This is a genomic window from Sinorhizobium sp. CCBAU 05631 (genome assembly GCF_002288505.1).
In the GTDB taxonomy this organism is placed as follows: Bacteria; Pseudomonadota; Alphaproteobacteria; order Rhizobiales; family Rhizobiaceae; genus Sinorhizobium; species Sinorhizobium fredii_C.
Genome location: NZ_CP023063.1, coordinates 3,891,145 through 3,917,247 on the forward strand (window position 1 = coordinate 3,891,145; position 26,103 = coordinate 3,917,247).

At 64.5% G+C, this 26,103-nt stretch carries 25 protein-coding genes, 1 tRNA gene and 1 pseudogene; 13 read left to right on the plus strand and 14 right to left on the minus strand.

The genetic code is table 11. From position 1 onward, the window contains the following. Positions 1–30: 30 nt before the first annotated feature. Positions 31–1,083 (plus strand): EF-P lysine aminoacylase EpmA, encoded by a 1,053-nt coding sequence (gene epmA, locus SS05631_RS18790; RefSeq protein ID WP_037422388.1) that lies wholly within the window; start codon positions 31–33, stop codon positions 1,081–1,083. Further along, positions 1,080–2,132, plus strand: a complete 1,053-nt coding sequence (locus SS05631_RS18795) for a lysine-2,3-aminomutase-like protein (protein ID WP_037422387.1) — start codon at positions 1,080–1,082, stop codon at positions 2,130–2,132. Before epmA ends, SS05631_RS18795 begins: the two co-directional genes overlap by 4 nt. A 219-nt stretch (positions 2,133–2,351) precedes the next feature. Here SS05631_RS18795 and SS05631_RS18800 read toward each other — a convergent pair whose 3' ends face one another. Then, positions 2,352–3,017 carry an OmpA family protein gene (locus SS05631_RS18800; RefSeq protein ID WP_037422450.1) on the minus strand — a complete coding sequence of 222 codons (666 nt, stop codon included), beginning with the start codon at positions 3,015–3,017 and terminating at the stop codon, positions 2,352–2,354. 228 nt (positions 3,018–3,245) lie between these two features. On the opposite strand from SS05631_RS18800, the gene SS05631_RS18805 reads away from it, so the two are divergent. Further along, positions 3,246–3,884, plus strand: a complete 639-nt coding sequence (locus SS05631_RS18805; RefSeq protein WP_037422385.1) for an exopolysaccharide biosynthesis protein — start codon at positions 3,246–3,248, stop codon at positions 3,882–3,884. A gap of 14 nt (positions 3,885–3,898) precedes the next feature. On the opposite strand, the gene SS05631_RS18810 is transcribed toward SS05631_RS18805, so the two are convergent. The 3 genes from SS05631_RS18810 to SS05631_RS18820 all read right to left on the minus strand — a co-directional run bounded on the left by SS05631_RS18810 (position 3,899) and on the right by SS05631_RS18820 (position 6,312). Further along, positions 3,899–4,924: a histone deacetylase family protein gene (locus SS05631_RS18810; protein ID WP_037422382.1), complete on the minus strand. Its 1,026-nt coding sequence runs from the start codon at positions 4,922–4,924 to the stop codon at positions 3,899–3,901. Between the two features lie 279 nt (positions 4,925–5,203). Beyond that, a complete protein-coding gene (locus SS05631_RS18815; RefSeq protein ID WP_037422380.1) occupies positions 5,204–5,731 on the minus strand; it encodes a GNAT family N-acetyltransferase in 528 nt (175 codons plus the stop codon). 2 nt (positions 5,732–5,733) lie between these two features. Next, a complete protein-coding gene (locus SS05631_RS18820; RefSeq protein WP_172900182.1) occupies positions 5,734–6,312 on the minus strand; it encodes an XRE family transcriptional regulator in 579 nt (192 codons plus the stop codon). Between the two features lie 145 nt (positions 6,313–6,457). Here SS05631_RS18820 and SS05631_RS18825 point away from each other — a divergent pair, with 145 nt between their 5' ends. The 3 genes and pseudogenes from SS05631_RS18825 (at position 6,458) to SS05631_RS18835 (ending at position 10,247) form a co-directional block, all read left to right on the plus strand. Then, entirely contained in the window at positions 6,458–7,699 is a 1,242-nt protein-coding gene (locus SS05631_RS18825) for an MFS transporter (RefSeq protein WP_037422374.1), read from the plus strand. A 72-nt stretch (positions 7,700–7,771) separates the two neighbouring features. Further along, positions 7,772–9,607 carry a translation elongation factor 4 gene (lepA, locus tag SS05631_RS18830; RefSeq protein WP_037422371.1) on the plus strand — a complete coding sequence of 612 codons (1,836 nt, stop codon included), beginning with the start codon at positions 7,772–7,774 and terminating at the stop codon, positions 9,605–9,607. Between the two features lie 356 nt (positions 9,608–9,963). Next, positions 9,964–10,247: pseudogene (locus tag SS05631_RS18835) on the plus strand (GIY-YIG nuclease family protein). 209 nt (positions 10,248–10,456) lie between these two features. Here the strand turns inward: SS05631_RS18835 and SS05631_RS18840 are convergent. From SS05631_RS18840 to SS05631_RS18855, 4 genes are all read right to left on the minus strand, one after another. Beyond that, a complete protein-coding gene (locus SS05631_RS18840) occupies positions 10,457–10,954 on the minus strand; it encodes a GNAT family protein (RefSeq protein ID WP_037422355.1) in 498 nt (165 codons plus the stop codon). A gap of 20 nt (positions 10,955–10,974) precedes the next feature. Continuing rightward, entirely contained in the window at positions 10,975–11,526 is a 552-nt protein-coding gene (locus SS05631_RS18845; RefSeq protein ID WP_095678034.1) for a sugar O-acetyltransferase, read from the minus strand. Further along, positions 11,523–12,014, minus strand: a complete 492-nt coding sequence (locus tag SS05631_RS18850; RefSeq protein ID WP_037422349.1) for a GFA family protein — start codon at positions 12,012–12,014, stop codon at positions 11,523–11,525. The genes SS05631_RS18845 and SS05631_RS18850 overlap by 4 nt, the downstream gene beginning before the upstream one ends. 98 nt (positions 12,015–12,112) lie before the next feature. Then, positions 12,113–12,562 (minus strand): DoxX family protein, encoded by a 450-nt coding sequence (locus SS05631_RS18855; protein WP_037422348.1) that lies wholly within the window; start codon positions 12,560–12,562, stop codon positions 12,113–12,115. A gap of 178 nt (positions 12,563–12,740) precedes the next feature. On the opposite strand from SS05631_RS18855, the gene SS05631_RS18860 reads away from it, so the two are divergent. Both SS05631_RS18860 and SS05631_RS18865 read left to right on the plus strand, forming a co-directional pair. After that, positions 12,741–13,022, plus strand: coding sequence for a SelT/SelW/SelH family protein (locus SS05631_RS18860; protein WP_037422345.1), 282 nt, complete (start codon positions 12,741–12,743; stop codon positions 13,020–13,022). Between the two features lie 85 nt (positions 13,023–13,107). Continuing rightward, positions 13,108–13,452, plus strand: coding sequence for a VTT domain-containing protein (locus SS05631_RS18865; RefSeq protein ID WP_083854173.1), 345 nt, complete (start codon positions 13,108–13,110; stop codon positions 13,450–13,452). Between the two features lie 293 nt (positions 13,453–13,745). Here the strand turns inward: SS05631_RS18865 and SS05631_RS18870 are convergent, their stop codons facing one another. Continuing rightward, positions 13,746–14,372 carry a ribonuclease D gene (locus SS05631_RS18870; RefSeq protein WP_037422447.1) on the minus strand — a complete coding sequence of 209 codons (627 nt, stop codon included), beginning with the start codon at positions 14,370–14,372 and terminating at the stop codon, positions 13,746–13,748. 208 nt (positions 14,373–14,580) lie between these two features. Here SS05631_RS18870 and SS05631_RS18875 point away from each other — a divergent pair, with 208 nt between their 5' ends. The 3 genes from SS05631_RS18875 to SS05631_RS18885 all read left to right on the plus strand — a co-directional run bounded on the left by SS05631_RS18875 (position 14,581) and on the right by SS05631_RS18885 (position 18,046). After that, positions 14,581–14,910 carry a hypothetical protein gene (locus SS05631_RS18875; protein ID WP_037422339.1) on the plus strand — a complete coding sequence of 110 codons (330 nt, stop codon included), beginning with the start codon at positions 14,581–14,583 and terminating at the stop codon, positions 14,908–14,910. Positions 14,911–14,948: 38 nt separating this feature from the next. Further along, the gene (locus tag SS05631_RS18880) at positions 14,949–15,980 is read left to right on the plus strand and encodes a hydroxyacid dehydrogenase (protein ID WP_037422337.1); all 1,032 of its coding nucleotides are present in this window, start codon (positions 14,949–14,951) and stop codon (positions 15,978–15,980) included. 107 nt (positions 15,981–16,087) lie between these two features. Next, positions 16,088–18,046 (plus strand): adenylate/guanylate cyclase domain-containing protein, encoded by a 1,959-nt coding sequence (locus SS05631_RS18885; protein ID WP_037422336.1) that lies wholly within the window; start codon positions 16,088–16,090, stop codon positions 18,044–18,046. Positions 18,047–18,131: 85 nt separating this feature from the next. Here SS05631_RS18885 and SS05631_RS18890 read toward each other — a convergent pair. Further along, a tRNA-Leu gene (locus SS05631_RS18890) sits at positions 18,132–18,216 on the minus strand. 336 nt (positions 18,217–18,552) lie between these two features. Between SS05631_RS18890 and SS05631_RS18895 the strand changes: the two genes are divergently transcribed. Next, positions 18,553–18,981 carry a hypothetical protein gene (locus tag SS05631_RS18895; RefSeq protein WP_037422335.1) on the plus strand — a complete coding sequence of 143 codons (429 nt, stop codon included), beginning with the start codon at positions 18,553–18,555 and terminating at the stop codon, positions 18,979–18,981. A 104-nt stretch (positions 18,982–19,085) separates the two neighbouring features. Here SS05631_RS18895 and SS05631_RS18900 read toward each other — a convergent pair whose 3' ends face one another. Next, positions 19,086–19,415, minus strand: coding sequence for a DUF6665 family protein (locus SS05631_RS18900; protein ID WP_037422444.1), 330 nt, complete (start codon positions 19,413–19,415; stop codon positions 19,086–19,088). Between the two features lie 310 nt (positions 19,416–19,725). On the opposite strand from SS05631_RS18900, the gene SS05631_RS18905 reads away from it, so the two are divergent. Next, entirely contained in the window at positions 19,726–21,288 is a 1,563-nt protein-coding gene (locus SS05631_RS18905; RefSeq protein WP_037422334.1) for a hypothetical protein, read from the plus strand. Positions 21,289–21,372: 84 nt separating this feature from the next. Here SS05631_RS18905 and rpsA read toward each other — a convergent pair whose 3' ends face one another. From rpsA to aroA, 3 genes are all read right to left on the minus strand, one after another. Further along, positions 21,373–23,079 carry a 30S ribosomal protein S1 gene (gene rpsA / locus SS05631_RS18910; RefSeq protein ID WP_037422333.1) on the minus strand — a complete coding sequence of 569 codons (1,707 nt, stop codon included), beginning with the start codon at positions 23,077–23,079 and terminating at the stop codon, positions 21,373–21,375. A gap of 166 nt (positions 23,080–23,245) precedes the next feature. Further along, positions 23,246–23,881 carry a (d)CMP kinase gene (cmk, locus tag SS05631_RS18915; RefSeq protein WP_037422332.1) on the minus strand — a complete coding sequence of 212 codons (636 nt, stop codon included), beginning with the start codon at positions 23,879–23,881 and terminating at the stop codon, positions 23,246–23,248. A gap of 816 nt (positions 23,882–24,697) precedes the next feature. Continuing rightward, positions 24,698–26,044: a 3-phosphoshikimate 1-carboxyvinyltransferase gene (gene aroA / locus SS05631_RS18925; protein WP_037422330.1), complete on the minus strand. Its 1,347-nt coding sequence runs from the start codon at positions 26,042–26,044 to the stop codon at positions 24,698–24,700. Positions 26,045–26,103 lie beyond the last annotated feature (59 nt).

Sequence of the window (26,103 nt, forward strand, 5' to 3'; positions counted from 1 at the left end):
GCGCGGAAGAAAGCTTGGACCGAACCGATCATGCCGCATGCTTCTCCCTGGTGGACACCGGATGTCCACGCCGACCGGCGTCCCTTTCTGATCGGCCGCAACCGCATCCAGTCGGCACTCCGCCGCTTCTTTGGCGAGCGTGACTTCATGGACGTCGATACGGCAACGCTGCAGCTGTCGCCGGGCAACGAGGCGCATCTCCACGCCTTCGCAACTGAGGCGCTCGGGCCGGATGGATCGGTGCAGCCGCTCTATCTGCACACCTCGCCGGAGTTCGCCTGCAAGAAGCTGCTGGCCGCGGGCGAACGCCGCATCGCCTGCTTCGCCCATGTCTATCGCAACCGCGAGCGCGGCCCGTTGCACCATCCGGAATTCACCATGCTCGAATGGTACCGCGCCGAGGAGAGCTACGAGACGCTGATGCGCGATTGCGCCGAAGTCCTCGCGCTTGCCGCCGAGACGACGGGCACGCGGTCCTTCGCCTATCAGGGCCGCATTTGTGACCCGTTTCTCGAACCGGAGCGGCTTTCGGTCGCCGAGGCCTTCGCGCGTTTCGCCGGAATCAAGCTTCTCGCCTCGATCGCCGAGGACGGGACGACCGATCGCGAGGGGCTGGCGGCGGCCATGCGGAAGGCCGGCCTGCGGGTCGCCGATGACGACACCTGGGCCGACCTCTTCAGCCGTGTGCTCGTCGAAAAGATCGAGCCGAACCTCGGCTTCGGGCGGGCCACGATCCTGGACGAATACCCCGTCGCCGAGGCCGCGCTCGCCCGTCCGACGCTACGCGACCCTCGCGTTGCCGAGCGCTTCGAGCTCTATGCCTGCGGCGTCGAGCTGGCGAACGCTTTCGGCGAACTGACGGACGCCAAGGAACAGCGCCGCCGCTTCCGGCTCGAAATGTCGGAAAAGGCGCGGGTCTATGGCGAAACCTATCCGCTCGACGAGGACTTCCTGGCGGCGCTTGCCATTATGCCCGAGGCGAGCGGCATCGCGCTCGGCTTCGACCGTCTGGTGATGCTGGCGACCGGCGCCGCGCGCATCGATCAGGTGCTCTGGGCGCCGGTGGCGGAGGCCGGGGCATGACAGTACATCGTTCCCTCAGGACGGCGGGCCATCTCGTCGAAGCCGGCCTTGTCGACGCCTCGGCCGAGGAGGCGATTTCCCGCGTCGCCTCCCGCTACGCGATCGCCATCAGCCCCGCCGTTGCAGACCTTATCGACCGCGCCGATCCGCATGACCCGATCGCCAGGCAGTTCGTACCCGACACGGCGGAGCTGACTTCGACGCGGGAGGAACGCACCGACCCGATAGGCGACGGCGCCCACAGCCCCGTCGCGGGCATCGTCCACCGCTATCCGGACCGGGTGCTGCTCAAGGCCGTCCACGTCTGCCCGGTCTATTGCCGCTTCTGCTTCCGCCGCGAAATGGTCGGCCCGCAGGGGCTCGGCACGCTGACGCCCGCCGAACTCGACGCGGCGATCGCCTATATCGCCGAGCATCCGGAGATCTGGGAGGTGATCCTGACCGGTGGCGACCCGCTGGTGCTGTCGCCGCGGCGGCTTCAGGAAATCCTCGAGCGTCTCGGCGCGATCGAGCACGTCAAGGTCGTCCGCTTCCACACGCGCGTACCGGTCGTCGAGCCGCACCGCGTCGATGCGGATCTCATCGCGGCCCTCAAGTGCAGCGGCAAGGCGACCTATGTGGCGCTTCATGCCAATCATCCGCGCGAACTGACGGGCGAAGCGCGCGGCGCCGCGGCCCGGCTGATCGATGCTGGGATCGTCATGCTCAGCCAATCGGTGCTGCTGAAGGGCGTCAACGACGATCCGGACGTGCTTGCCGAACTGATGCGCGCCTTCGTCGAGACGCGGATCAAGCCCTATTACCTGCACCATCCGGACCTCGCGCCCGGCACCGGCCATTTCCGACTGACGATCGAAGAGGGCCAGGCGCTCCTCGCCTCGCTGCGCGGCCGCGTCTCGGGCCTCTGCCAGCCGACCTATATCCTTGATATCCCCGGCGGTTACGGCAAGGCCGTCATCAGCGCCAGCGCGATAGAGGCGGAAGGCGGCGGCTGCTACACCGTCACCGATTTCCGCGGGAATGAGCACATCTATCCGCCGCAAGGCTAGGAGCCGCGGGCGGCGCTGCACTTTCGATAACCGGGACCGCGCCTCCCTCAAGCCGTCATCCTCGGGCTTGACCCGAGGATCCACACGCAAGGCGTTCCGAAAATCTCAGCTTGAGTGATTGGCAAATGGATCCTCGGGTCAAGCCCGAGGATGACGACCGTAGGGGAGGTGTGCGTCGCCGGAGAACCCGCGCGGCCCTCGCGAAATATCGAAAAGCTCTCAGCCCTGCTTGATCGGCGCGATCGAGATTTCGACGCGGCGGTTCTGGGCGCGGCCTGCCTCGCTGGCGTTCGACGCGATCGGCCGTTCCATGCCGTAGCCCATCGTCGAAATGCGACGCTGGTCGATGCCGCGGCTGCCGAGATAATTGGCGACCGAGGCGGCGCGGCGTTCGGAAAGGCCCTGGTTGTGGGAGGCGCTGCCGGTCGAATCGGTGTGGCCGTCGACGTCGATCAGCGTCTTGTTGAACTTGCGCAAGACGACCGCGACCGAATCGAGCGTCGGGTAGAAGGGCGGGATCACCTGGTCGCGGTCGGTCGCAAAGGTTATGTTCGACGGCATGTTGAGGATGATCCGGTCGCCCTGGCGCGTGACGGAGACGCCGGTGCCCTGCAACTGGGCGCGCAACTCCGATTCCTGCTGATCCATGTAGTTGCCGATCAGGCCGCCGCCGAGCGCACCGATGCCGGCGCCGACGAGTGCGGCGTCACGCCGTCCCGCCGCACTGCCGCCGACCAGGAGGCCGGTTGCGGCGCCGAGACCCGCACCGAGCAATGCGCCGCCGGCCGTGTTCGACATCTTCTGTTCTCCCGTATAGGGATCGGTGGTCGTGCATCCGGAAAGATAGATGGCCGCGACAGCCAGGATGGCGCATTTCTTGATCATCGAATCAATTGTCCCCATTGGTGCTAAAGCTGCTTCATACTATCGATTGCGGCAGGAAGATGAAGGGGCGCGGCGCTTTCCACACAGACCGGCAGCTGTAATGTTTCGGCACTGCAGCATTTCACCTTGCTTCGCCACATTGCCGTCCAGAGGGGACGATAACCGAAGCTTTACAGGCTCGCGCTACGGTGCCAATGCCGGGCCGAGACGCAGACGAGAGGGATATGAATGGCGATCGAGTTCGATGATACAGAGCGCAGCCTCAGCGATACGCTGACCGGGATGATCGCTTCGATCCGAGGCAATACGGTCACGCTGCGCGAACTGATGATCGAGATCGGCGAGCACGGTTTCCTGCTTCTCTGCGCACTGTTGACGCTGCCTTTCCTGATTCCGGTTTCTATCCCCGGGGTCAGCACCGTCTTCGGCGCGGCGATCATTCTCATTTCGCTGGCGATCACCCTCAATCGTCTGCCCTGGCTGCCGCGGCGCATTCTCGACCGGCAGATCGAGACCGAAAAACTCGTACCGACCCTGCAGAAGGGCGCGGCGCTGGTTTCGAAACTCGACCGCTATGTGCGCCCGAGGCTGCACTTCCTCACCCATGGCGCCGTCATGAACCGCTTCAACGGCCTGATGATAATGGCGGGCGGCGTGTTGCTGATGTTCCCGCTCGGGCTGATCCCGCTGTCGAACACGCTGCCGGGCATTGCCATCCTGCTTCTGTCGCTCGGCATCATCCAGCGCGACGGGCTGATGGTGGCCGGCGGCTACCTCTTCCTCGTCGCCACTACCATCTATTTCGCCGTGCTCGCCTATCTCGCCTTCGCCGCCGGCCAAGGGCTGTCGCAGTTCTTCGTGTCCTAGACGGCTGAGGCCGATCAGCCGGCGATGCCCTTCAGGACATTGGCGACGTTGAGGCCGATCTCCGGCACGCCGTAGCCGCCCTCCATGCAGACGACGACCGGCAGGCCGGCCTTCCGCAAGCGCGCGCCCATGCTCAGAAAATCTTCCGATTTCAGCTTGAAGAAGCTGATCGGGTCGCGCTCGAACGAATCGACGCCGAGCGAGAGCACGAGCGCCTCGGTCCCGAAACCGGCAATGCGCGCGAGCGCGTCATCCATCGCCGCTACCCAGGTCTCGAAGGTGGTGCCGCGCGGCATGGGATAGTTCCTTGTCGTGCCGAGTCCCGCTCCGGCCCCTTCCTCGTCGGCGAAGCCGAGGAAATGCGGGAAGGCATCGACCGGATCGCCGTGCAGCGAGGCGAAGAAGACGTCGCCGCGCTCGTAGAAGATATCCTGGGTACCGTTGCCGTGGTGGAAATCGACATCCAGGACGGCAACTTTTGCCGCGCCGCGGTCGCGCAGGCGCTGGGCGGCGCAGGCGGCATTGTTGATGAAGGAGTAGCCGCCGAAAAGATCGATCGCCGCGTGATGGCCGGGCGGACGGCAGAGCGCAAAGGCGGCGGTATTGCCGACAGCGAGATGGTCGGCGGCCGAAATCGCGCAGTCCATTGCGGCGCGCGCGGCGGCAAAGGTGCCTTCGGTAATCGCCGTCTCGGCGGCGAAGGAATAGTAGCCGAGCGCGCCGTCGATATCCTTCGGCGGATGCTGGCGCATGCGCCGCGCCGGAAAGCAGGCGGGGATAGCCTCGCCGCGGTAGCCGTCCGCGACCCAGCGCTGCCAAGCGGTTTCGAGAAAGTCGAGGTAGTCCGCCGAATGCAGCTTCAGCGCTGTTTCCATGCCGTGCCGTTCGGGCGCGACCACGTCGGCGAAGCCTGCTTCCCTGACGGCGGCGAGAATCCATTCGGCCCGAAATGGCGCCTCGAAGGGCGGTACGAGCTCGCCGCCATGCAGCTCTGTCTTCGCGTCTCGGAGCTTGTGATCTTCGGAGAAGTAAACGCGCATTCTGGGTGTCCTGATTGGGGTGCTGTCGGCAATTCGCGACGCAAGCTACTCTACGATCGAGCGAAGCGAAATCGGTCTCCTCCTGCTCGCAATCGGCCCCTCATCCCGCTGCCGCGACCTTCTCCCCGCAGGCGGGGAGAAGGGGGGGTGCGGCGCGCCTTCAATCCCCCTGTCCCGAGCGGCACCGGCTGCGAGGAGGGAACGCAGCGCAACGAGTCCCTTCTCCTCGCGAGCGGGGAGAAGGTCGCGGCAGCGGGATGAGGGGCACGCCACGATCGCCTAAGTCGACAAATGCTTGTAGAAAAACGTCGTCGCGCAATAGCGCCCGTCCGGCATCAGCGCATAGTCGGGAACGACGCCGGCCCGCAGCCAGCCGAAGCGCTCGTAGATCGCCTCCGCCGGCTCGCCGGTCGCGGTATCGAGCACCAGCACGCGCCGGCCACGCTTTTGCGCCTCGGCCTCGGCTTTGTCCATCAGCCGCCGAGCAAGACCCAGGCCGCGCGCGTCCTGATGCACCAGCAGTTTCTTGATGTCGGCGCGGTGCGGCTGGTTCGGCATCGTCGCGACCCCAAGCTGCACGGTGCCGACAGCGCGTCCGTCGAGCTCGGCAACAAGGAGCACCGTCTCTTGCCGGCCGACGGCGGCGGCGACCCCCTGCCAATAGGGCACCGCGTCTTCCGGTCCAAAGGGCTGCATGAAGCCCACCGAGGCGCCGCCCTCGACGCAGTCGGAGAGGATTTCGGCGAGCGTCGGCAGCGCGGCGCGGGTTTCTGCTTCGGTAAGCACGCGGATCGTTACGTCGGGCATGATTACACCTTGGTGCGGCAGAGGATCACGGCGTAGTGCGCCGGCTCGTCGTAGGGATTGTGGAAGATGTGCGCCTCTTCGAGGCCCATGAAAAGGCAGTCGCCGGCCTCCAGCACCTGCGGTCCGCTCTCCATCGTCAGTTCCAGTCGCCCGGAGAAAAGCCAGAGGTGCTGGGTGATGCCGCGGTCGGCCGGCTGGCGTTCGAAGACGACGCGGGCTCCGGGCGGGAACTCGACCTCGACGATATCGACCGGCGAGCCGAGGCCCTCCGGCGACACCGAGCGGCGCAGATAGCCGCTTTCCGGATCGCGCCAGAGCCGCTGCTCCGCCCGCCGCGCGATCGGCGAGGGGTTGTCCGCGGCAGAGGCGAAAAGCGCCGAGAGCGTCGTGCCGAGGGCGCTGCACAGTTTTGCCAGTAGCTGTGCCGTCGGGCTCGCCTCGCCGCGTTCGACCCGGGAGATCATCGCCCGGCTGACGCCGGAGCGGATCGCCAATTCGTCGAGCGTCAGGGTCTGGAGCGTCCGCATCTCACGCACGCGCTCGCCGATCGTCCGTTCGAGGGAGTTGATTGCCTGTTCCATTATTTGAGATTGCATTTCTCATATAGTGGAGTCAAGCGGCCCCCGTTGGCCCAAAATAAATTTCTTCCATGCCGCTCCGGCGACAATGCGACAGGCCGCGCCGCGTTAGTTTGCGTCGGAGAAGCGGCTGCGAGAGGACAAGCACATGGGCAGCGATCGTTCGTCTCTCCTGTCGATTGCCAGCATCGTCACCTCGATGACCGCCGTCGCCATCGGCAATGGCATGATGCTTGCCTATGTTCCCTTCGTGCTGACGCGCTCCGCAGCACCGGAGTGGGTACCGGGCGCGGCGGTCACCGCAATCGCCTTCGGCGGCCTGATCGGCTGCGTGATGGCTGGTCCGCTGATCCACCGCGTCGGCCATGCGCGGGCCTTTTCCTGTTCGATGGCGCTCGTCATCCTAGCGGCCGTGCTGATCAGCCTCGGCGTCCATCCCCTTCTCTGGATCTTCGCTCGCGCGCTCTACGGCGCAGCCGCCAACACCAACTTCATCATCACCCAGAGCTGGCTGAACCACGCGAGCGACAACCACTGGCGCGGCAAGGCCATGGCGCTTTTCTACATGGCCTATGTGATCGGGCTTGGGGCCGGCGCCTGGCTTTTCGGCCGCATCCCGGTCGACGGCAACATCGCACCGATCGTCACGATCTTCTTCACGGCGCTCGCCATATTGCCGATCGGCCTCACACGCCTGCCGACGCCGCCCGCGCCCGCCAAGGTCAGCATCGACATCGCCATGGCTTGGCGCAGCTCCCCCGTCGCCCTCATCGGCGTGCTCGCCTCCGGCGGCCTCTCGATGCTGGTGCAGGGCTTCACGCCGATCTATGCCGCCGCCAATGCGATGAGCCAAGAGGACGTGGCGACGCTGATGTTCGTCATGCAGTTCGGCCTGCTCCTCATCCAGTATCCGATGGGCTCGCTTTCCGACCGGATCGACCGCCGCATCGTTCTCATCGCCACCTGCGGCCTGATCGTGGCGGCGGGGCTCGCAGCGCTCGTCGTCTCCTTTGAAAGCCTTCCGCTGCTGATGCTCGTCTTCGCGCTCTTCGCCGGCGCCGTCGAGACGGTCTATTCGATCGCCAATGCCCATGCCAACGACCGCACCGATCCCGCCGATTACGTGCCGCTCGCCAGCACCATGCTGGTCGCCTGGTCGGCGGCGGCGACGCTGGTGCCGATGCTCGTGACGCTGCTGACGCCGGTCTTCGGCGCACAGCTGTTCATCCATGCGACGATCGCCGTCGCCGTCCTCTATGCGGCCTTCGTGCTCATCCGCCTGCGGCTGCGCGAGCGCGTGCCGCCGCAGCTCTGCGAGAGCTTCGAACTGAAGAGCGCGCAGGTGCCGAATGCGGGCGCGCTTGCCGAGGCGGAGGCGAGGGCGAAATAGCCGCGCCACGCCCGGATTTATAGTGAACGAAGCCTTCATTTCCCGCTTTGCGCCGCCTGATCGCGCTGCTATATGCGCCCCATGAGCACACCATCTTCCAAGACGCCCCTGTCGCATATCCGCAACTTCTCGATCGTGGCCCATATCGACCACGGCAAATCGACGCTGGCCGACCGGCTGATCCAGCTGACCGGCGGGCTTGCCGAGCGCGAGATGTCCGAGCAGGTGCTGGACAGCATGGATATCGAGCGCGAGCGCGGCATCACCATCAAGGCCCAGACGGTGCGCCTGCACTACAAGGCGAATGACGGCGACACCTATGTGCTGAACCTGATCGACACGCCCGGCCATGTCGACTTTGCCTACGAAGTCTCACGCTCGCTTTCGGCCTGCGAGGGCTCGCTGCTCGTCGTCGACGCCAGCCAGGGCGTCGAGGCCCAGACGCTCGCCAATGTCTACCAGGCGATCGACAACAATCACGAGCTCGTCACCGTGCTCAACAAGATCGACCTGCCGGCCGCCGAGCCCGACCGCATCAAGGAGCAGATCGAGGAGGTGATCGGCATCGACGCTTCCGACGCGGTGCTGATCTCGGCCAAGACCGGTCTCGGCATTCCGGATGTGCTCGAAGCGATCGTCCACAAGCTGCCGGCGCCGAAGAGCACGGGCGGGGAGAAGGCGCCGCTCAAGGCCTTGCTCGTCGACAGCTGGTACGACACCTATCTCGGCGTCATGGTTCTGGTGCGCATCATCGACGGCGTGCTGGTGAAGGGCCAGACGATCCGGATGATGGGCACCGGCGCCAAATACACGATCGAGCGCGTCGGCGTGCTGACGCCGAAGATGGTGGCGATGGATTCGCTCGGCCCCGGCGAGATCGGCTTCATCACCGCCTCGATCAAGGAAGTGGCTGACACCCGCGTCGGCGATACGATCACCGACGACAGGCGCCCGACGGAGACGGCGCTGCCCGGCTTCAAGCCGGCGCAGCCGGTGGTCTTCTGCGGCCTCTTCCCAGTCGACGCGGCCGACTTCGAGGAATTGCGCAGCGCCATGGGCAAGCTCCGCCTCAACGACGCGTCGTTCTCCTTCGAGATGGAATCCTCCGCGGCTCTGGGATTCGGCTTCCGCTGCGGCTTCCTCGGGCTGCTGCATCTAGAAATCATCCAGGAGCGCCTGTCGCGCGAGTTCGACCTCGACCTGATCGCCACTGCCCCGTCGGTCGTCTATCAGCTCACCATGACCGACGGCACCGAGAAGGAACTGCACAACCCGGCCGACATGCCGGACGTCGTCAAGATCACCGAATTCCGCGAGCCGTGGATCCGCGCGACGATCATGACGCCCGACGAATATCTCGGCGGCATCCTAAAACTCTGCCAGGATCGGCGCGGCATCCAGATCGAACTCACCTATGTCGGCAGCCGGGCGATGCTGACCTACGACCTGCCGCTCAACGAAGTCGTCTTCGACTTCTACGACCGGCTGAAATCGATCTCCAAGGGCTATGCCTCCTTCGACTATCACCTCTCGGACTACCGCGAGAGCGACCTCGTCAAGATGTCGATCCTCGTCAACGCCGAGCCGGTCGACGCGCTGTCGATGCTGGTCCACCGCTCGGCGGCGGAAAAGCGCGGCCGCGTCATGTGCGAGAAGTTAAAGGACCTGATCCCGCAGCACATGTTCCAGATCCCGATCCAGGCGGCGATCGGCGGCCGCATCATCGCCCGCGAGACGGTCAGGGCGCTGCGCAAGGACGTGACCGCCAAGTGCTACGGCGGCGACGCCACCCGCAAGCGCAAGCTTCTGGAAAAGCAGAAGGAAGGCAAGAAGCGCATGCGCCAGTTCGGCAAGGTGGAGATCCCGCAGGAGGCGTTCATCGCGGCGTTGAAGATGGGCGATGAGTGATTGTTCCATGAGTTTGCTGCGATTTTCGTTCACCGAACTCGGCGACTTGGCGAGCGATCCTTCAAACCACCGCGGGAAGATTGTTGCCGCCACGGATTTCGCGTTTCGGGGGTTCGGAAGTCGAGGGCTCGCGCATGGATACTCGGGTCAAGCCCGAGGATGACCGAGAGGAAAAGGAGCGACTTCCGACTCTCAGCACGGCCGGGTGAATTTCGCCTATAGTCGATCGAGTGAATTTGCGACCAAAGAGCATTGACGGCTACCGCGTCCAGACGTAGCGGAATTGTCGACCACACCCACTCCCGCGTCATCCTCGGGCTTGACCCGAGGATCCATGCACAAGCACCATCGTCGGCATGGCCGGATACGTCTACATCGTTACGAATCAAAAGCGCGGAACGCTCTGTATCGGCGTCACGTCAGATCTTGAGCGCCGCATCTTCGAGCATCGAGAAGGGCTAACACCGGGCTTCGCATGGAAATACGGCTGCAACCGACTCGTCTGGTACGAAGAACATCTGCAGATCGGCACCGCTATCCAGCGCGAGAAATCTCTCAAGGCTGGTACCGACAATGGAAGGTCGAATTGATCGAGAAGATGAATCCGGGCTGGCGCGACCTCTATTTTGAGCTTTGGTGAGAGCTTGTGCGTGGATCCTCGGGTCAAGCCCGAGGATGACGGGTGGGGAGGTCGGCGCACTGAAGCTGCGTAGCGACGCCCAAGCCGCCGACCGCCTGAGTTGGTGCCAACCAAAAAGCAGCCTCGGCATGACTAAGCGTGGCGGGGTCAATTGCGGTCCCTCGTCCTTCGTCATCCGCGGGCTTGATCCGAGGATCCATGCACACGCCTCAAAACAAATATCGCTTCGAAATCCGATCGACCGCCCGTCCGTCCTTCAGCGGCACCGCCTTGTCGATCTTGTAGTCGACGAAGCCCATCTTGCTGTAGTAGGCGAGGCCGCCGACATTGTCGGCGCGGATCGTGGCATTGATTGCGGTAAGCCCGGAATCGCGGGCATGCGCTTTCGTCGCGGCGAATAGCGCCGTGCCGGCGCCGGGAAGCTTCGCGTGCGGCCGGGCGAAGGTGCCGATGTCTGCCCAGCCTTCGGGGAGGCTGTCAAAACGCTCTAGGGCCTGAAAGGCGCAGGGCTGGCCTGAACCATCCTCGGCGACGAAGCAACTGACGAAGCCCGGGCCTGCCAGAAAATGGTCGACGAAGCTCTCATGCGTGAATGGCGCTTTATGCGCCGTGGTGCCGCCGATCCTGATGATCTCGTTCAGGAAGGCGCAAAGCGCCGGCACATCCGCGAAGCGCGCCGGGCGAACTTTGATCGCTATTTCGGCCATTGTGACTCGTCCTTCCTTTGTCAGCGCAAAACCCGCGCCGGATTCCCCACAACCCTCGCGCCCGCCGCCACGTCCCGCGTCACCACCGCGCCCGCCCCGACGATCGCGCCGTCGCCGATCGTCACGCCGGCCAGGACAATCGCACCGCCGCCGATCCAGACGTCCTTGCCGATCGTCACCGGCTGGGCGATTTCCAGGCCGGCGCGGCGCAGCGCCACGTCCTTGTGATGCTCGGCGCAGTAGATATGGACGCCGGGACCCAGCATCGAGCCGTCGCCGATCGCGACCGGGGCGCTGTCGAGAATGGTGCAGCCGGCATTGAGGTAGGCGCCGGCGCCAAGCGTGATGTTGATGCCGTAGGAGCAATGGAACGGCGCCTCGATGAAAACGTCCGCCGCGACGGCTGCGAAGATCGCCTCGAGCGCCGACGCCATGCGGCCGCGCTCGTCCGGTGCCATCGTGTTGTGCTCGTGAACCGCTCGGCGGGCGGAGGCGCGCAGTGCGTCGAGTTCCGGGTCGAGGCAGGTGTACCACTCGCCCGCCGCCATCTTCTCGCGCTCGCTTTTCGTCATGGCCTCGCCTGCCCTTTTGCCTTGGTGCGTGCCTCATTGAGGCGATCGAGGCTCTCTTGCGGCCATTCCGCCTGCGTATCGTAATAGGCTTCGAAGACCCTGGCGCCCGCCGGCAGCGGCACCCAATCGAGTTTCGAGCGCGTGTAGATGTGCACGTCCGGCGGAAATTCGGACGGCCGGTCGAGCGTCGCGAGACGCAGGAAGCGAAGCCACTTGCGCCGGCCGTAGTCGCTCCAGAGCGCCGACTGGCAATCGGTGCAGCGATAGACGTCATGCGGCCGGCCGCTGTCGGTCGATAGCGAAACCATGACCGGCTCGCCTTGAAGAAGCTCGAGGTTTTCCGCCTCGACGAGGCCGTTGATGACGAAGGCGCTGCCGAGCTGGCGCTGGCAATCGCGGCAATGGCAGCAATGGACGAACATCGGCCGACGTTTCAGACGGTAGCGGATGCGGCCGCAAAAGCAGCCGCCTTCGATCGCTTCACTCATGCTTCGCTCCTCCCGCCGTCAGATGACCACGGGCGAAGCTGCCGTTCAAGTAGGCTGAGATGCGGCCGGAACACTTCGGCCGCGTCTCGGTACAAGGTTCAGAATTGCTTGCCGAGCTTGGCGTCGACCGACTGGCCGTTGGCGCCGCGGATGGCGAAGAAGAAGGTGATCGCGGCCCAAAGGATCGACTTCTCGGCGCCGCCGAGGCCCTCACCCTGGACGATGCCGTGGAAATAGACGGTGACGAGCAGCACGATGGTGGCCGCAAAGGCGGCGGGCCGGGTTAGGAAGCCGATGGCGAGGAAGATGCCGCCGAAGAATTCGGTGGCCGAAAGCAGCGGCGACCAGAAGACGCCCGGATAGAAGCCGAGCCCTTCGACCATGCCGGCGGCGCCGAACGGATCGAGGATCTTGCCGTAGCCATGGGTGACGAGCAGCGCGCCGGCGAGAACGCGCAGCAGCGTCTCGGCGAAAGTATCGAGCGGCAGGTAGATCTTTTCGAGCGCCGGCAGGATCGTCCGCGGGCGGCTTTTGGTTACAGTGGTCATGCTATCCCTCTCGCAAAGTGTTGCAATGCGAAGTCTCTTGCCGCACATGTCTTCAAAAACAAGGACCGCGCGATAAAAACATGATTGCTTGAGTTGACAATTGTGTGAAGAGCCAGTGAGGCGCCGGTTGTTCCGCGCCAACCACAAAGCTATGGTGGCCGAAACAGGATATTGTCAGATGAGTGAGAAGCCGCGCGTCACGATCCTTTATTGCACCCAGTGCAACTGGCTACTGCGCGCCGGCTGGATGGCGCAGGAGCTGCTGTCGACCTTTGCCGACACGCTCGGCGAGGTGGCGCTGATCCCCGGCACCGGCGGCAATTTCGAGATCCGCGTCGATGGCGAGCTCGTCTGGGAGCGCAAGCGCGACGGCGGCTTTCCGGGGCCAAAGGAATTGAAGCAGCGAATCCGCTACGTCATCGAGCCGGAGCGCGATCTCGGCCACGTCGACAGGAGCTGAACTCCTGGATCTCGCCACGCTTGCCGGCGTCTTCGGCGCAGCCTTTCTCTCCGCGACCTTGCTGTTCGGCCTGTCGGAAGCGGCGGTGGTTGCTGCGGCTCTTTCAGCCGAGACGACCCGGGCCGCGCTGTTTCTCGCAGCGACGGCGGGCAATGTGCTCGGCGCGCTGGTGAATTACGCCCTCGGCCGCTTCGCGATCCGCTTCGAGGGCCGGCGCTGGTTTCCGGTCTCGCCGCGGGCGCGGCAAAAGGCCGAAACGCTCTTCGCGCGATACGGCCAGCCGGTGCTGCTTTTCTCCTGGCTACCGATCGTCGGCGATCCGCTGACGCTCGCGGCGGGCTTGCTCCGGACGCCGCTCGCCGCCTTCCTCGCTTATGTGACGATCGGCAAGGCGGCCCGCTATGCCGCGCTGCTGTGGATGATGCCTTGAAGAGGTGACTGGGATCGGCCCCCGCGTCGCCGCCCCGAATTGTGCGCGGGCTGTATGCCTCGTCTCACTGGCGCACCCCACCAATGGGTCATCCTCGGGCTTGACCCGAGGATCTAAACACAAACACCGGTGCACGCGCTTTTCAGAACTGGCGTAACCAAGTTTCGACTGTTTGAGGCATGGGCATGGATCCTCCGGTCAAGCCCGAGGATGACGCTGGAGTGGAGAAAATCGGGATTTGGCACAAGGACCGCAGTGCCCGAGACTCACCCCGAGAACCGACAAGCCTGCCCTTAGCTATGGGCGAAAATATCCGTCTCTTCCCAGCCGAGCAGGTCGAGCTTGGCGCGGGTCGGCAGGAAGGCGAAGCAGGCTTCGGCGTGGTCGATGCGGCCGTCGCGCATGAGGCGCGCCGTCAGCTTGTCCTTGAGCGCATGCAGGTGGAGCACATCCGAGGCGGCGTATTCGAGCTGCGCCGGCGAGAGGATTTCGGCGGCCCAGTCGGAGGACTGCTGCTGCTTGGAGATATCGATGTCGAGCAGTTCCTTGAGATTGTCCTTGAGGCCGTGCCGGTCCGTATAGGTGCGGGTCAGACGCGAGGCGATCTTGGTGCAGAAGACCGGAGTGGCGGTAACGCCGAAAGTGTGGAACAGCACGGCGATGTCGAAGCGGCCGAAGTGGAAAATCTTCTGGCGGGTCGGATCGGCAAGCATGGCAACGAGGTTCGGCGCCTCTTTCTGTCCGGCGGCGATGCGGATCACGTCGGCGGTACCGTCGCCCGGCGAAAGCTGCACGACGCAGAGACGGTCGCGGCGGGGAACGAGGCCGAGCGTTTCCGTGTCGATGGCGATCGCGCCGGTGTAGCGGCCCGCGTCGGTTGCGGAAATATCACCTTCGTGGAACCGTATTGTATTCGCCATCGAGAATCCCCAGATCGTGAGCTGCATGGTTCCTTAAAGCGGATTCGATTTAAGGAACCATGCAGTGATTCAAAGTAGCAGCCCTTCGCCGCGTCTGATGCGGCGGGCGGCGCTGTAGAGTGTAGCTGGCCTATAGCGCAAGTTTGTCGGCCGCGATACCGTGTCCCTGCGTCGGCGTTCCGCCGCCGTGCTCCGAGAGTCCGCCGGCATGAGTTCCTTCCGTTCCGCACTATCGCTTTTCCTGGCCGCCCTGGTGCTGAGCCTCTTCACCAGTGCCGCCCTGGCGGACGGGACGCGTCTCAATTTCGCCCAGAGCTTTCATGACCTTCCCGGCGTGCGGCCAGTGAACCCGTTGCAGGACGGCGAGAGCACCGTCTGCGAGCAGGTCTTCATCGACCGCTACGGGCCGTTCGAACCCTCTCATGGCCGCCCTCGTTTCGATACGATCTACCGATGCCGCAAGGGCGACGGGCCGGTCTTTCAAAGCGGCCGACTGCCGCCGTCGCTCGAACGGCAGAAGCGCGGCCTGAACTATTGAATGCGGCGGCTTTCTCGGCTGGAGAGGGAGGAAAGACAATGCCCGAGACGAAGCGACCGCTTGTCATCAGCGCGCCGGCGCCGCGCACGCTTGAGCTGATCTTCAGCCGGCAAGCGCGAGGTGAACTCGATCGACGCTATCGCATCGTCGAGGCCGATCCGGAAAACATTGCCGGGCTCGATGACGCCACGCTTGGCGAGGTTCGCTACATCATCGGCCAGCCGCCGCTGGACGAGCGGACGCTCGAACGCATGCCGCAGCTGCGCGCCATCCTCAATGTCGAAAGCAACCTCCTCAACAACATGCCCTATGAGGTGCTTTTCCAGCGCGGCATTCACGTGGTGACGAGCGGGCAGGTGTTCGCCGAGCCGGTGGCGGAACTGGGGCTCGCCATGGCGCTCAATCTCGCCCGGGGCATCGTCGATGCCGATCTCGCCTTCCGCGAGGGACGCGAGCTCTGGGGCGGCGAAGGCAACGCTTCGGCGCGGCTCCTCTCCGGCTCCGAGATCGGCATCGTCGGCTTCGGCGATCTCGGAAGGGCGTTGAACCGGGTGCTTTCCGGTTTTCGCGCCAGGATCCGCGTCCATGATCCCTGGCTGCCCGCCTCCATTCTCACCGACGCCGGGGTTGAGCCGGCCTCGCTCGAGACGGTGCTCTCGATCAGCGATTTCGTCTTCGTTGTCGCCGCCGTCACCAGCGAGAATGAAGGTTTTCTCGCTGCCGAAGCCTTCGCCAAGATGCGGCCCGGAGCGGCCTTCATTCTGCTCAGCCGCGCCGGCGTCGTCGACTTCGATGCGCTGATCGCCGCGGTCGCAAGCGGCCGGATCGTCGCGGCGAGCGACGTCTTCCCGGAAGAACCGCTTCCGCTCGACCATCCGGTCCGCCGGCTTCCCGGCTTCCTGCGCTCGGCGCATCGCGCCGGCGCGCTCGACCAGGCGTTCAAGAAGATGGGCGAGATGGTGCTCGAGGACATGGACTTGATGGACCGCAACCTGCCGCCGATGCGCTGCAAGCGGGCGGAACGGGAGACGGTGGCGCGGATGCGGTCCCGGCCGGTCAGCGTCAATTGACGCCGCCCTGCTGACAACGGCAACAAACGGCCCTATGCAAGCCCGCGCGATAGCGCCAAGATCAATTTTAGGTTCAGGACCTAGCCAATCCGCATAGGGGCACGGACATGCGCGGCTCTAAGGAGAACAAGCGTCTCGATACCTGGACGCTCCGGTCGCTGCTGAGCCTCGTCATGGTCGCCGTGCTCGTCGTCGTGTCCGCCACCCTCGTAGGGCTCGACTACCGCCGCGCCCGCAACGCCGCAATCGAGGATGCCGAGGCCAACATGGGCGCCTTCGTCGATCGCCTCGTGGATCGGCTCGGTATGCTTTCCGGGGACACGTCGGCGCTGGTCAGCCTCGTGGCATCTGTCGCCAACGCCTTTCTGGTACCGCCGCCGCAGCGCATGAACGACAAGGTGGCGCTGCTGCGCGAAGGCATCATCCGCTCGCCGCATATCGACGGCGTCTATGTCGGCTATCCGAGCGGCGCCTTCTTCCACGTGGTCGATCTTCGCTCGTCTGCCTGGCGGATGGCACTCGATGCGCCGCGCGGCGCGACGCTCGCGGTGCGTTCGATGGAGCGCGACGACCAGGGAAGGGGGCTTTATCGGATCCTCTTCCTCGACGAAAGCGGCCTGCAGTTTGCCGAACGCAGCGTGCCCTCGACCGCCTACGATCCGCGGACGCGCCCCTGGTACCGCGCGGCCGTCAATGGCAAGGCGCCGATGTCGGTCGGCCCCTACGAGATGGCAACGACGGGCAAGCTCGGCATGACCATTTCGCAGGCTCATCGCGGCAATCCGCAGATCGTCATCGGCGCCGACGTCGTCGTGGACACGATCACCGATTTCCTGTCTCGCGAACGGCTGACGGCCGACTCCGTGTCGCTGGTTCTCGATGCTGTCGGAAGGCCGATCATCCATTCGGATCCGATGGCGATGAAGCGCATTCTGGCTACGAAGGACAGCACCGCGCCGGTCGCGGTGCCTGAGGCCGATCCGCTCGTCGAAAGCATCCGGCGCAATCCGCCGGCCCCGGGCAAGGCGGTCCTGGTCGATGTCGGCGATCGCACCTATCTCGTCGCGGTGACGCCGATCCAATCGGCGCAGCTTCTAGCGGGCCACCGGATCGTGGTCGCGGCGCCGCTCGACGAGTTGATGGCCGCCGCCAACGAGACTCTCGTCCAGGGCCTCGCCATCTCCGGTTCGGTGGTGGTGCTTGCCGTCCTGTTCTCGCTAGTCCTCGCGCATCTGATCACCAAGTCGCTCAACCAGCTCACCGCCAGTGCCAATCGGCTGCAGGATCTCGATTTCGCAACGCCGATCAAGGTCTCCTCGCACGTGGCGGAAATCTCGACCCTCAACAGCGCGATGAACAGGGCCCGCGATGCGATCTCCACCTTTGCGCTTTACGTGCCGCGCGAACTGGTGCGCAAGGGCATCGAATCCGGGCAGTTCGCCGGTCGCGCCGGCTGGCGCCAGGAGGTGACGGCGCTGTTCACCGACATCTACGATTTCACGACGATCAGCGAACACCACTCGCCGGAGGCGGTGGTGGCGATGCTGTCGGAATATTTCGACATCTTCAGCGAGGTGGTCGCCGCCCATGAAGGCACAATCATCCAGTTTCTCGGCGATTCGGTCTTTGCCATGTGGAACGCGCCGGTCGCCGATCCGCACCATGCCGAACACGCCTGCCGCTGCGCGTTGGCGGTCGAAGAGCGGCTCGCCGCCTTCAACGCCAGCCAGCGGGAGAGGGGGCTGCCGGAGTTCCGTACCCGCTTCGGCCTCCATACCGGTCCGGCCGTCGTCGGCAGCGTCGGCGCCAAGGAGCGCCTGCAATATACCGCCATGGGCGACACGGTGAACGTCGCCTCGCGGCTCGAGGGCATGAACAAGGACTACGGCACCACGATTCTCGCGAGCGGCGCCGTGGTGGCGCAGTGCAGCGAGGTGATCGCCTTCCGCCCGCTCGGCCTTGCCCAGGCGAAGGGGCGAGCCACTGCTCTGGAAATCTACGAGGTGCTGCCGACCGCCGCGAACGCCGGACAGCCACCCGGCGAAGAGGCGGGCACGGCGGCGTAGGGCGTCAGCATGCCCGCTTTTGCCTTGATCGCAAAAATGCAAAAAGCCCGGGAATCCGGGCTTTTTCTGCATTTCTAAAGGGAAATGGTGCCCAGAAGAGGACTCGAACCTCCACGCCTCGCGGCACAGGTACCTGAAACCTGCGCGTCTACCAATTCCGCCATCTGGGCGACGGACCGGCATGTAAAAGGCCGGGGGCGAAGTGTCAACAGGCATTTTGAAGTTTTCACCTCAGGACGCGAAAAAGCTCCGGCAAGCGGCGCCGCTTCGACGTAACCCGCTTTCCGCCGATCCCGACGAGCGTTCCAACGCGCCACGACAGGCAAGAATTCCAGTGACATGAGCGCCGGAGAGGCGCATGCTTCTGCGGACGACTGGACCGCGCGGAGATCCGGGCCTGAGTACGCGTGTGCGCGCCGAGAGTCATGAAATAGAACCAACCAAACAAATGTCTTCGGAGAAGGGGCAGGAACCAGAAAGCACGTCTTACGGAAAGTGAGGAGAAAATGACGGGATTTCGGAATTTCGTTATGAGCTGCGCTTTGGCGGCCGCCTCCATGATCCCCCCCGCAGCGCCCGTCCAGGCCATGCCGCGTCCGGCGCTCGACATAGAGATCAAGGCGCCCGCAGGCGTCCAAACTGTCACCCACCGCGGATACTATGGTCGGGGCTATTACCCGCGCTGGCGCGGCGGCTATTACGGCGGCTGGCCGGGCTACCATCACGGCTATCGGCGAGCCGGAATCACCTTCTATTTCGGGACGGGCGGATACTATCCGCGTCACCATTACTATGGGAACCGCTATTATTACGGCACCCGCTATTACGGCCCAGGCTACTACCCCGGCTATTATCCATACCGGTATTACGGCGCTCCGTACCGCTATTATCGTCCCGGTTACTACGGCCATCGGTACTACAGATACGGCTGGTAACGGCTCGTTCAAATGAGGCTCGGCGGCGGCTTTCGCCGGGCCTGCCTGATGCCTGAAGCTGCGACGCGAGCAGACTGCCGCGTCCCGCCCCTGGGACGTGCGGCCTATCTTTTCCTGACGATCCCGAGCCGCGCCATGACTTCCCCCGGAATGCCGTAGCGGCGCACCGCGTCGCGGCTGTCGCGCAATCCGCAGATTTCCCGCTGGATCAGGAAGGCCCAGACGGCGTCAGCCGCCTCGTCGAGCAGCCGCTGGCGTTCCTCCGGCCGGCCCCGATCCCGGTCGAAGCCGGTAAGGGCGGCGAGCGCTTTCTCGACCTTGAGGCCATGGCGCCCCAGGGCGTCGGCGCGCTCGGCCATCAATTCGTATTCGAGGACGTTCACGCCGCTTCCGGCATCGAAACGGCTGAGCGCTTGCGGCGGACGGAATGTCATCGGCAGCTCCATCGGGACTGGCCCTCATAGGATGGACCGGCGGGAGCCCTCCGGCAAGAGCGAAGCCTTGGACGCATGATCCGGTTGGCGAGGCCATCGGAAAAAGCGCCCCCTGCCGCAGCCATGGTTAACACTTCCTAAACTTCTTTGCTCTATATTCGGTCATCATGCCAAGTCCCATGCCAGCGGCTAGCCCGCCGCGGAGCCGGCCCATCGGCCGATATGCGCATGAGGCGCCCTCTAGCAGCAAGGACGTTCGATGGCGAGCGCGGCTCCGCGATGGCGCCGACGCACGCAATTGGAGATGAGGATGCCGATACCTATTGGCACGATCAGGAACGCAACCACGCTCGGCGACGATCTCGTCCAGGCCGTCCGGCGGGTCCTGCCACCTGCCGGCCAGCGCGCCGAGGCGATCCAGAAGTTGCTCGACATCCTTGGACGTCACCTCTCGGGCAAGGAGATTCTTCCCCGCGAGGCGCTGGTGCGACTCGTTGAGGACCTCGCCCGTGTTCTGAAGTTTCCGCCGCTGCCGCAGGAAGGCGGCCGCGGCTTTGTCCGGCGTCTCGTCGAGGTAGTGGAATCCTTGCCGCTGCCGGAGCGTCAGGCGATAGAGAGGCAGCTTGGCGGCGGCAGCCTTGCGCGACGCCTAGCTGCCCTGACGCAAAGCGGGCCATCGACAGGATTTGCGAACCCCACGACGCCCTTGCCCGCTGGCCACACGGGAATCAGGAATCTGCCGCTGCCGCTGTCGGCAGCCCCGCACCTTGCCGCCGCCTCGACTCCCTCGCCCAACGACCTGGCGCTGCTGCAGGCGATGCTGCGGAAAACCTATGGTGCCGATGACGGTGCATCCGCCGAGCCGGTTCTGGAAGAAATGCCGCGAGAGCCCGGTGCACCGGCCCGGGCAGAGGAACCGCCGGCCCCGGCCCCAACGCCGCGATCGACGAGCAATGGCGATAGTGCTGCGCCTGCGCCTTCTGCCGTGGCCACGGAGGACGGCCTCGAGCCGGCCGAGGCGATAGAGCCGGCTTTGGCTGAGGCTTCGGAAAATGCCGCGGCTTCGACGGATGACGTCTTGCCGGCTCGTTCTGAAGGCGATGACGTGGCCGCCCAGCATCGGGCCGCCGAGTTGCCGGACGGCGGGGCGGAGCAGATTTTTGGCGAAGCGGAACCGACCGGCGCGCAAGCGCCGACCAGGGGGTCGGAAGGATTCGAGGCGGACGGAACCTATGGGCCGACGCGCGCCAAAGGAAGCGACGCACGGGCACCGGTCCAGGCCGCGGCGCCTCCGGAAATCGTGCCGGAGTCCGCACTCGCCGATGCCGTCGATGCGCTCCTGCAAGTGAGTCTCGATCTGCCGGAAGGCGTGGCGGAGGACCGGCGGGCGCCGGCATCGGGGGAAGGCGAACGAGAAGCTGTGCGGACGCGGCCGGCGCCTGATTTGCCCGAGCGGCTGCCGGAGGCTCCGCCCCCCGACAGTGCCGCCGAGGACGGGCAGCCCATCTCCGAACCGGTCGCTGCGGAAAAGCCGGACGCCGCCCTGCGAGGTTCGGCTGCCGTTCAAGGGCAAGCGCCGGCGGGCGAAGACGTCGCCATGCAACAGGCCGTCGCTCTCCTCGTCGAGAGCGGTCTGCCGGAGATCATCCCCTTCGCAATGGTGCCCTATCTGCCGGCAAAGGAGGAGGCGGAAGACGAAGCCGACCGGACCGACCGCCATCCAGCCGATGAGGGCGAGGACGACGGCACCGGCAAAGACGACCGGGAAGAGGCGAGGCGAGGGCAAGATCCCGAAGGCGACGGCGACGATGCGGTCGATGCCAAGGCAAGCGACGCCTATGACCTCTACAGGAAACTCGGCGATCTCGGTTGAACGCCGAACCAAGAGCAATCGCAGCCCCAAAAAAGCCCGCGGAGATCGCTCTCCGCGGGCTTATCATTTCCAGCCTTACAACGATTACTCGTTGCTCTGACGGTTCTTCAGAGCAGCACCCAGGATGTCGCCGAGCGAGGCGCCCGAGTCGGATGAACCGAACTGAGCGACGGCTTCCTTCTCTTCCGCGATTTCCAGAGCCTTGATCGACAGCTGGATCTTGCGGTCCTTCTTGGAGAAGTTGGTGACGCGGGCGTCGACAACCTGACCGACCGAGAAGCGCTCCGGACGCTGTTCGTCGCGGTCACGCGACAGATCGGCGCGGCGGATGAACGAGGTGATGTCTTCGTGGTTGACGAGCTTCACTTCGATGCCGCCATCGTTGACGCCGATGACTTCGGCCGAAACGACGGCGTTCTTGCGCAGTTCGCCGGAAGCAGCCGCTTCACCGACGGCGTCCTTGCCGAGCTGCTTGATGCCGAGCGAGATCCGCTCCTTCTCGACGTCGACATCGAGAACGACAGCACGGACGACATCGCCCTTGTTGTATTCCTCGATGACCTGCTCGCCCGGACGGTTCCAGTCGAGGTCTGAAAGGTGGACCATGCCGTCGACGTCGCCGTCGAGGCCGATGAACAGGCCGAATTCGGTCTTGTTCTTGACTTCGCCTTCGACTTCGGTACCAGCCGGATGGCTATGCGCGAAGGCCTGCCACGGGTTCTCGAGCGTCTGCTTGAGGCCGAGCGAGATACGGCGCTTGGTCGGATCGACTTCGAGAACGACCACGTCGACTTCCTGGCTGGTGGACAGGATCTTGCCGGGGTGAACGTTCTTCTTGGTCCAGGACATTTCGGAGATGTGGATCAGGCCTTCGATGCCCGGCTCCAGCTCGACGAACGCACCGTAGTCGGTGATGTTCGTGACCGTACCGGTGATCTTCTTGCCGACCGGGTACTTCGCACCGATACCATCCCACGGATCGGACTCGAGCTGTTTCATGCCGAGCGAGATGCGGTGGGTTTCCTGGTTGATGCGGATGATCTGAACCTTGACCTGCTGGCCGATGCTCAGGATCTCCGACGGATGGTTGACGCGGCGCCATGCCATGTCGGTGACGTGCAGCAGGCCGTCGATGCCGCCGAGGTCGACGAACGCACCGTAATCGGTGATGTTCTTGACGACGCCCTCGACAACCTGGCCTTCCTCGAGGTTCTGAACGATTTCAGAACGCTGCTCGGCGCGCGACTCTTCGAGAACCGTGCGGCGCGAAACGACGATGTTGCCGCGGCGCTTGTCCATCTTGAGGATTTCGAAGGGCTGCGGATTGTGCATCAGCGGCGTGACGTCGCGGATCGGACGGATGTCGACCTGCGAACGCGGCAGGAAGGCTACGGCGCCGTCGAGATCGACGGTGAAGCCGCCCTTGACCTGGTTGAAGATGATGCCTTCGACGCGTTCGCCGGCTTCGAACTTCACTTCCAGGCGCTGCCAGCTCTCTTCGCGGCGAGCCTTCTCGCGCGACAGAACGGCTTCGCCGAGCGCGTTTTCGATACGCTCGACATAGACCTCGACTTCGTCACCGACCTTGAGCGAGCCGTCCTTGGCCTTGGCGCCGAATTCCTTCAACGGAACGCGGCCTTCGACCTTCAGACCGACATCGACGATGGCGACGTCCTTTTCGATGGCCGTGATGACGCCCTTGGCGACATAGCCTTCGGCGAGGTCCGTCTTGGCGAAGGACTCTTCGAGAAGTGCGGCGAAATCATCACGGGTGGGGGTGGTTGCAGACATGTAATCTCCTGCTGCATCTCCTGGCGGAGACGCATGTGCGCCGGGGGCTAGCGTTAAAAGGGCCTGAACCCAGTCCGCCCTTCTTAAAGGGCAATCCGGCGCATGGACGGAATTTCAGGCTTTTCGAGAAAGACGGTTTCGGCCGGAACCGGAAACAGGGCTTTCTTCAAATCTTCTCTTTCAGGGCAGCGTCGATCAGCGTCTTCGCCGCCTGGAATGCGGCCTCTATACCCATTTCGGACGTGTCGAGCAAGTGCGCATCCTCGGCGGGCTTCAGCGGGCTGTCGGCCCGGCCCATGTCGCGCTCGTCGCGCTTTTTGACGTCCTCGAAGATCGCCCCGTAATCGGCCGTGCCGCCGCCGGCAATGATCTCGTCATAGCGCCGCTTGGCCCGCACTTCCGGCGAGGCGGTGACATAGAGCTTTACCGCCGCATCCGGGCAGACGACGGTGCCGATGTCGCGCCCGTCGAGCACGGTCCCGGGCTCCCTCAGCGAAAAGCCACGCTGCGCCTCGACCAGCGCTCGCCGCACCGCCGGCATGACGGCGATCTTCGAGGCCGCCTCGCCGATCTGATGCGCGGACAGTACCGAACGATCGAGTCCGGCAAGCTCGACCTCGCGCGCCATCCTCTCGGCCACCGCCTCATCATCGAGCGACAGCCCAGCATCGAGGAGCGCCTTGGCCGTGGCACGATAGGTGAGCCCCGTGTCGAGATGGTGGAAGCCGTATTCCTCGGCGATGCGGCGCGAAAGCGTGCCCTTGCCGGAGGCAGCGGGTCCGTCGATGGCGATGGTGATCATATTTGGTCCTGCGGTCGTTTCTGCGGGGCCTGTTAGATCAAAATCGACGGAGAATCCACGATCATTCGATAATTTACGGTTCGCCGGCCTGTTGCGTATGGGCCGGGTAGGGCGCTGGTCAGCGGTGGTACTATTCAGAGCGACATCCAACTGCATGCCGGGCAAACAATAGGGGAATTCTTTCGTCCGACTGAAGAAAACCACGATTGTTTCGCGTCAAACTATTTAAACGTGATTTCAAACCCGTCCACGGGCTCATATCGCACCGCTTTGCCGTCCTTGTTCTTGGTGGAACCTAAATCACTCCTGTGAGTTTTGCCACAGCGTGAAGAATAAGGAGAAGTTAAATGGCTGATAGAGGTCCAACAGTTGTGAATACTGGTAGTGGCGGCGGCTGGGCCGTGGCTATAGTGTTGGTTCTGCTTGTCGTCGGCGCCTTGTTCCTCTTTGGCGGCGACCTGTTCGATGGTGCCGGCGGCGGAGGTGACCCGGATGTCAATGTCAACGCCCCGACCATCGAAACACCGGCTGGTGGGCAGGGAACGCAACAGGCGCCTGAAGGCGGGCAAACCACGCAACCCGCTCCCACAGGAGGACAGGGTACTCAGCAAGCCCCATCGGGTGGCACGCAGTAACGTATGAGCCGTCGCTTTCGGGCCACGGCTCATAAGCGAGGCTGCGGGGAAGGTCGGCTACAGGGGTGCTCATGACACCACACGGGTGCTCAGGACACCACGTCAGCCGTCCGGTCGCTGCCGATTTCGCTTTGCAGAGATTTGGCTCCACGCGAGCCCGACCGATGTCCTGTTATATCGATCACTCGATCTTCGCACCCAACCCCGTCATCAAATCCATGAATTCCGGGAAGCTGGTGGCAATCATCGTTGCGTCATCGATGGTCACCGGATGCTCGGAGGCCAATCCCATGACAAGGAAGCTCATGGCGATGCGGTGGTCGAGATGGGTTTTCACCTGAGCGCCGGCGGCACTACCGAGACTCTTGCCGTCCGGGCGGCCGCGCACGACGAGCGAGGCTTCGCCCTCGTCGCAGTCGACGCCGTTGAGCTTCAGGCCGTCGGCGACGGCCGAAAGGCGGTCGGATTCCTTGACGCGCAGTTCGTCGAGGCCGTTCATCACGGTGGCGCCGTCGGCAAAGGCGGCGGCGACGGCGAGCACCGGATATTCGTCGATCATCGACGGGGCGCGCTCTTCCGGCACCGTGACGCCCGTGAGCTCCGAATGGCGGACGCGCAGATCGGCGACGTCCTCTCCGCCGGCAAGGCGCCGGTTCATGACCTCGATATTGGCGCCCATTTCCTGGAGCGTCAGGATCAGGCCGGTGCGGGTCGGGTTCATCAGCACGTTGAGGATGGTGACGTCCGAGCCCGGGACGAGCAGCGCCGCCACCAGCGGGAAGGCGGTGGAGGAGGGATCGCCCGGCACGTCGATGACCTGGCCGGTGAGCTTGCCGCGGCCCTCGAGGCGGATGGTGCGCACGCCGTCTGAACCGGTCTCGACCGTCAGGTTGGCGCCGAAGCCCTGCAGCATCTTTTCCGTATGATCGCGGGTCATCACCGGTTCGATGACGGTGGTGATGCCCGGCGTGTTGAGGCCGGCGAGCAGAACGGCGGATTTCACCTGGGCGGAGGCCATCGGCACGCGATAGGTGATCGGGTTCGGCGTCTGCGGCCCGCGCAGCGTCACCGGCAGCCGGTCGCCCTCGGCCGACTTCACCTGCACGCCCATCTGACGCAGCGGGTCGAGCACGCGGCCCATTGGCCGCTTGGTCAGCGAAGCGTCGCCGACGAAGGTGGAATCGAAATCATAGACGCCGACAAGACCCATGGTTAGTCGGCAGCCGGTGCCGGCGTTGCCAAAATCGAGCGGCGCTTCCGGCGCCAGCAGGGCGCCGTTGCCGACGCCGTTGATGATCCAGGTGTCGCCATCCTTGCGGATCTTCGCACCCATCGCCTGCATGGCCTTGCCGGTATTGATCACGTCCTCGCCCTCGAGCAGTCCGGTAATGCGCGTCTCGCCCGAGGCAAGGCCGCCGAACATGAAGGAGCGGTGCGAGATCGACTTGTCGCCGGGAATGCGCACGGTGCCCTTGAGATCGGCAGACTTCTTGGCGGTGGCGGGCCGCGGGCTCAGGCCATGGGACATGATATTTACCTCTGACAATCCGGCTCGTCGGCGGTCCAGGACAAGCGCTGCTTGGGGTT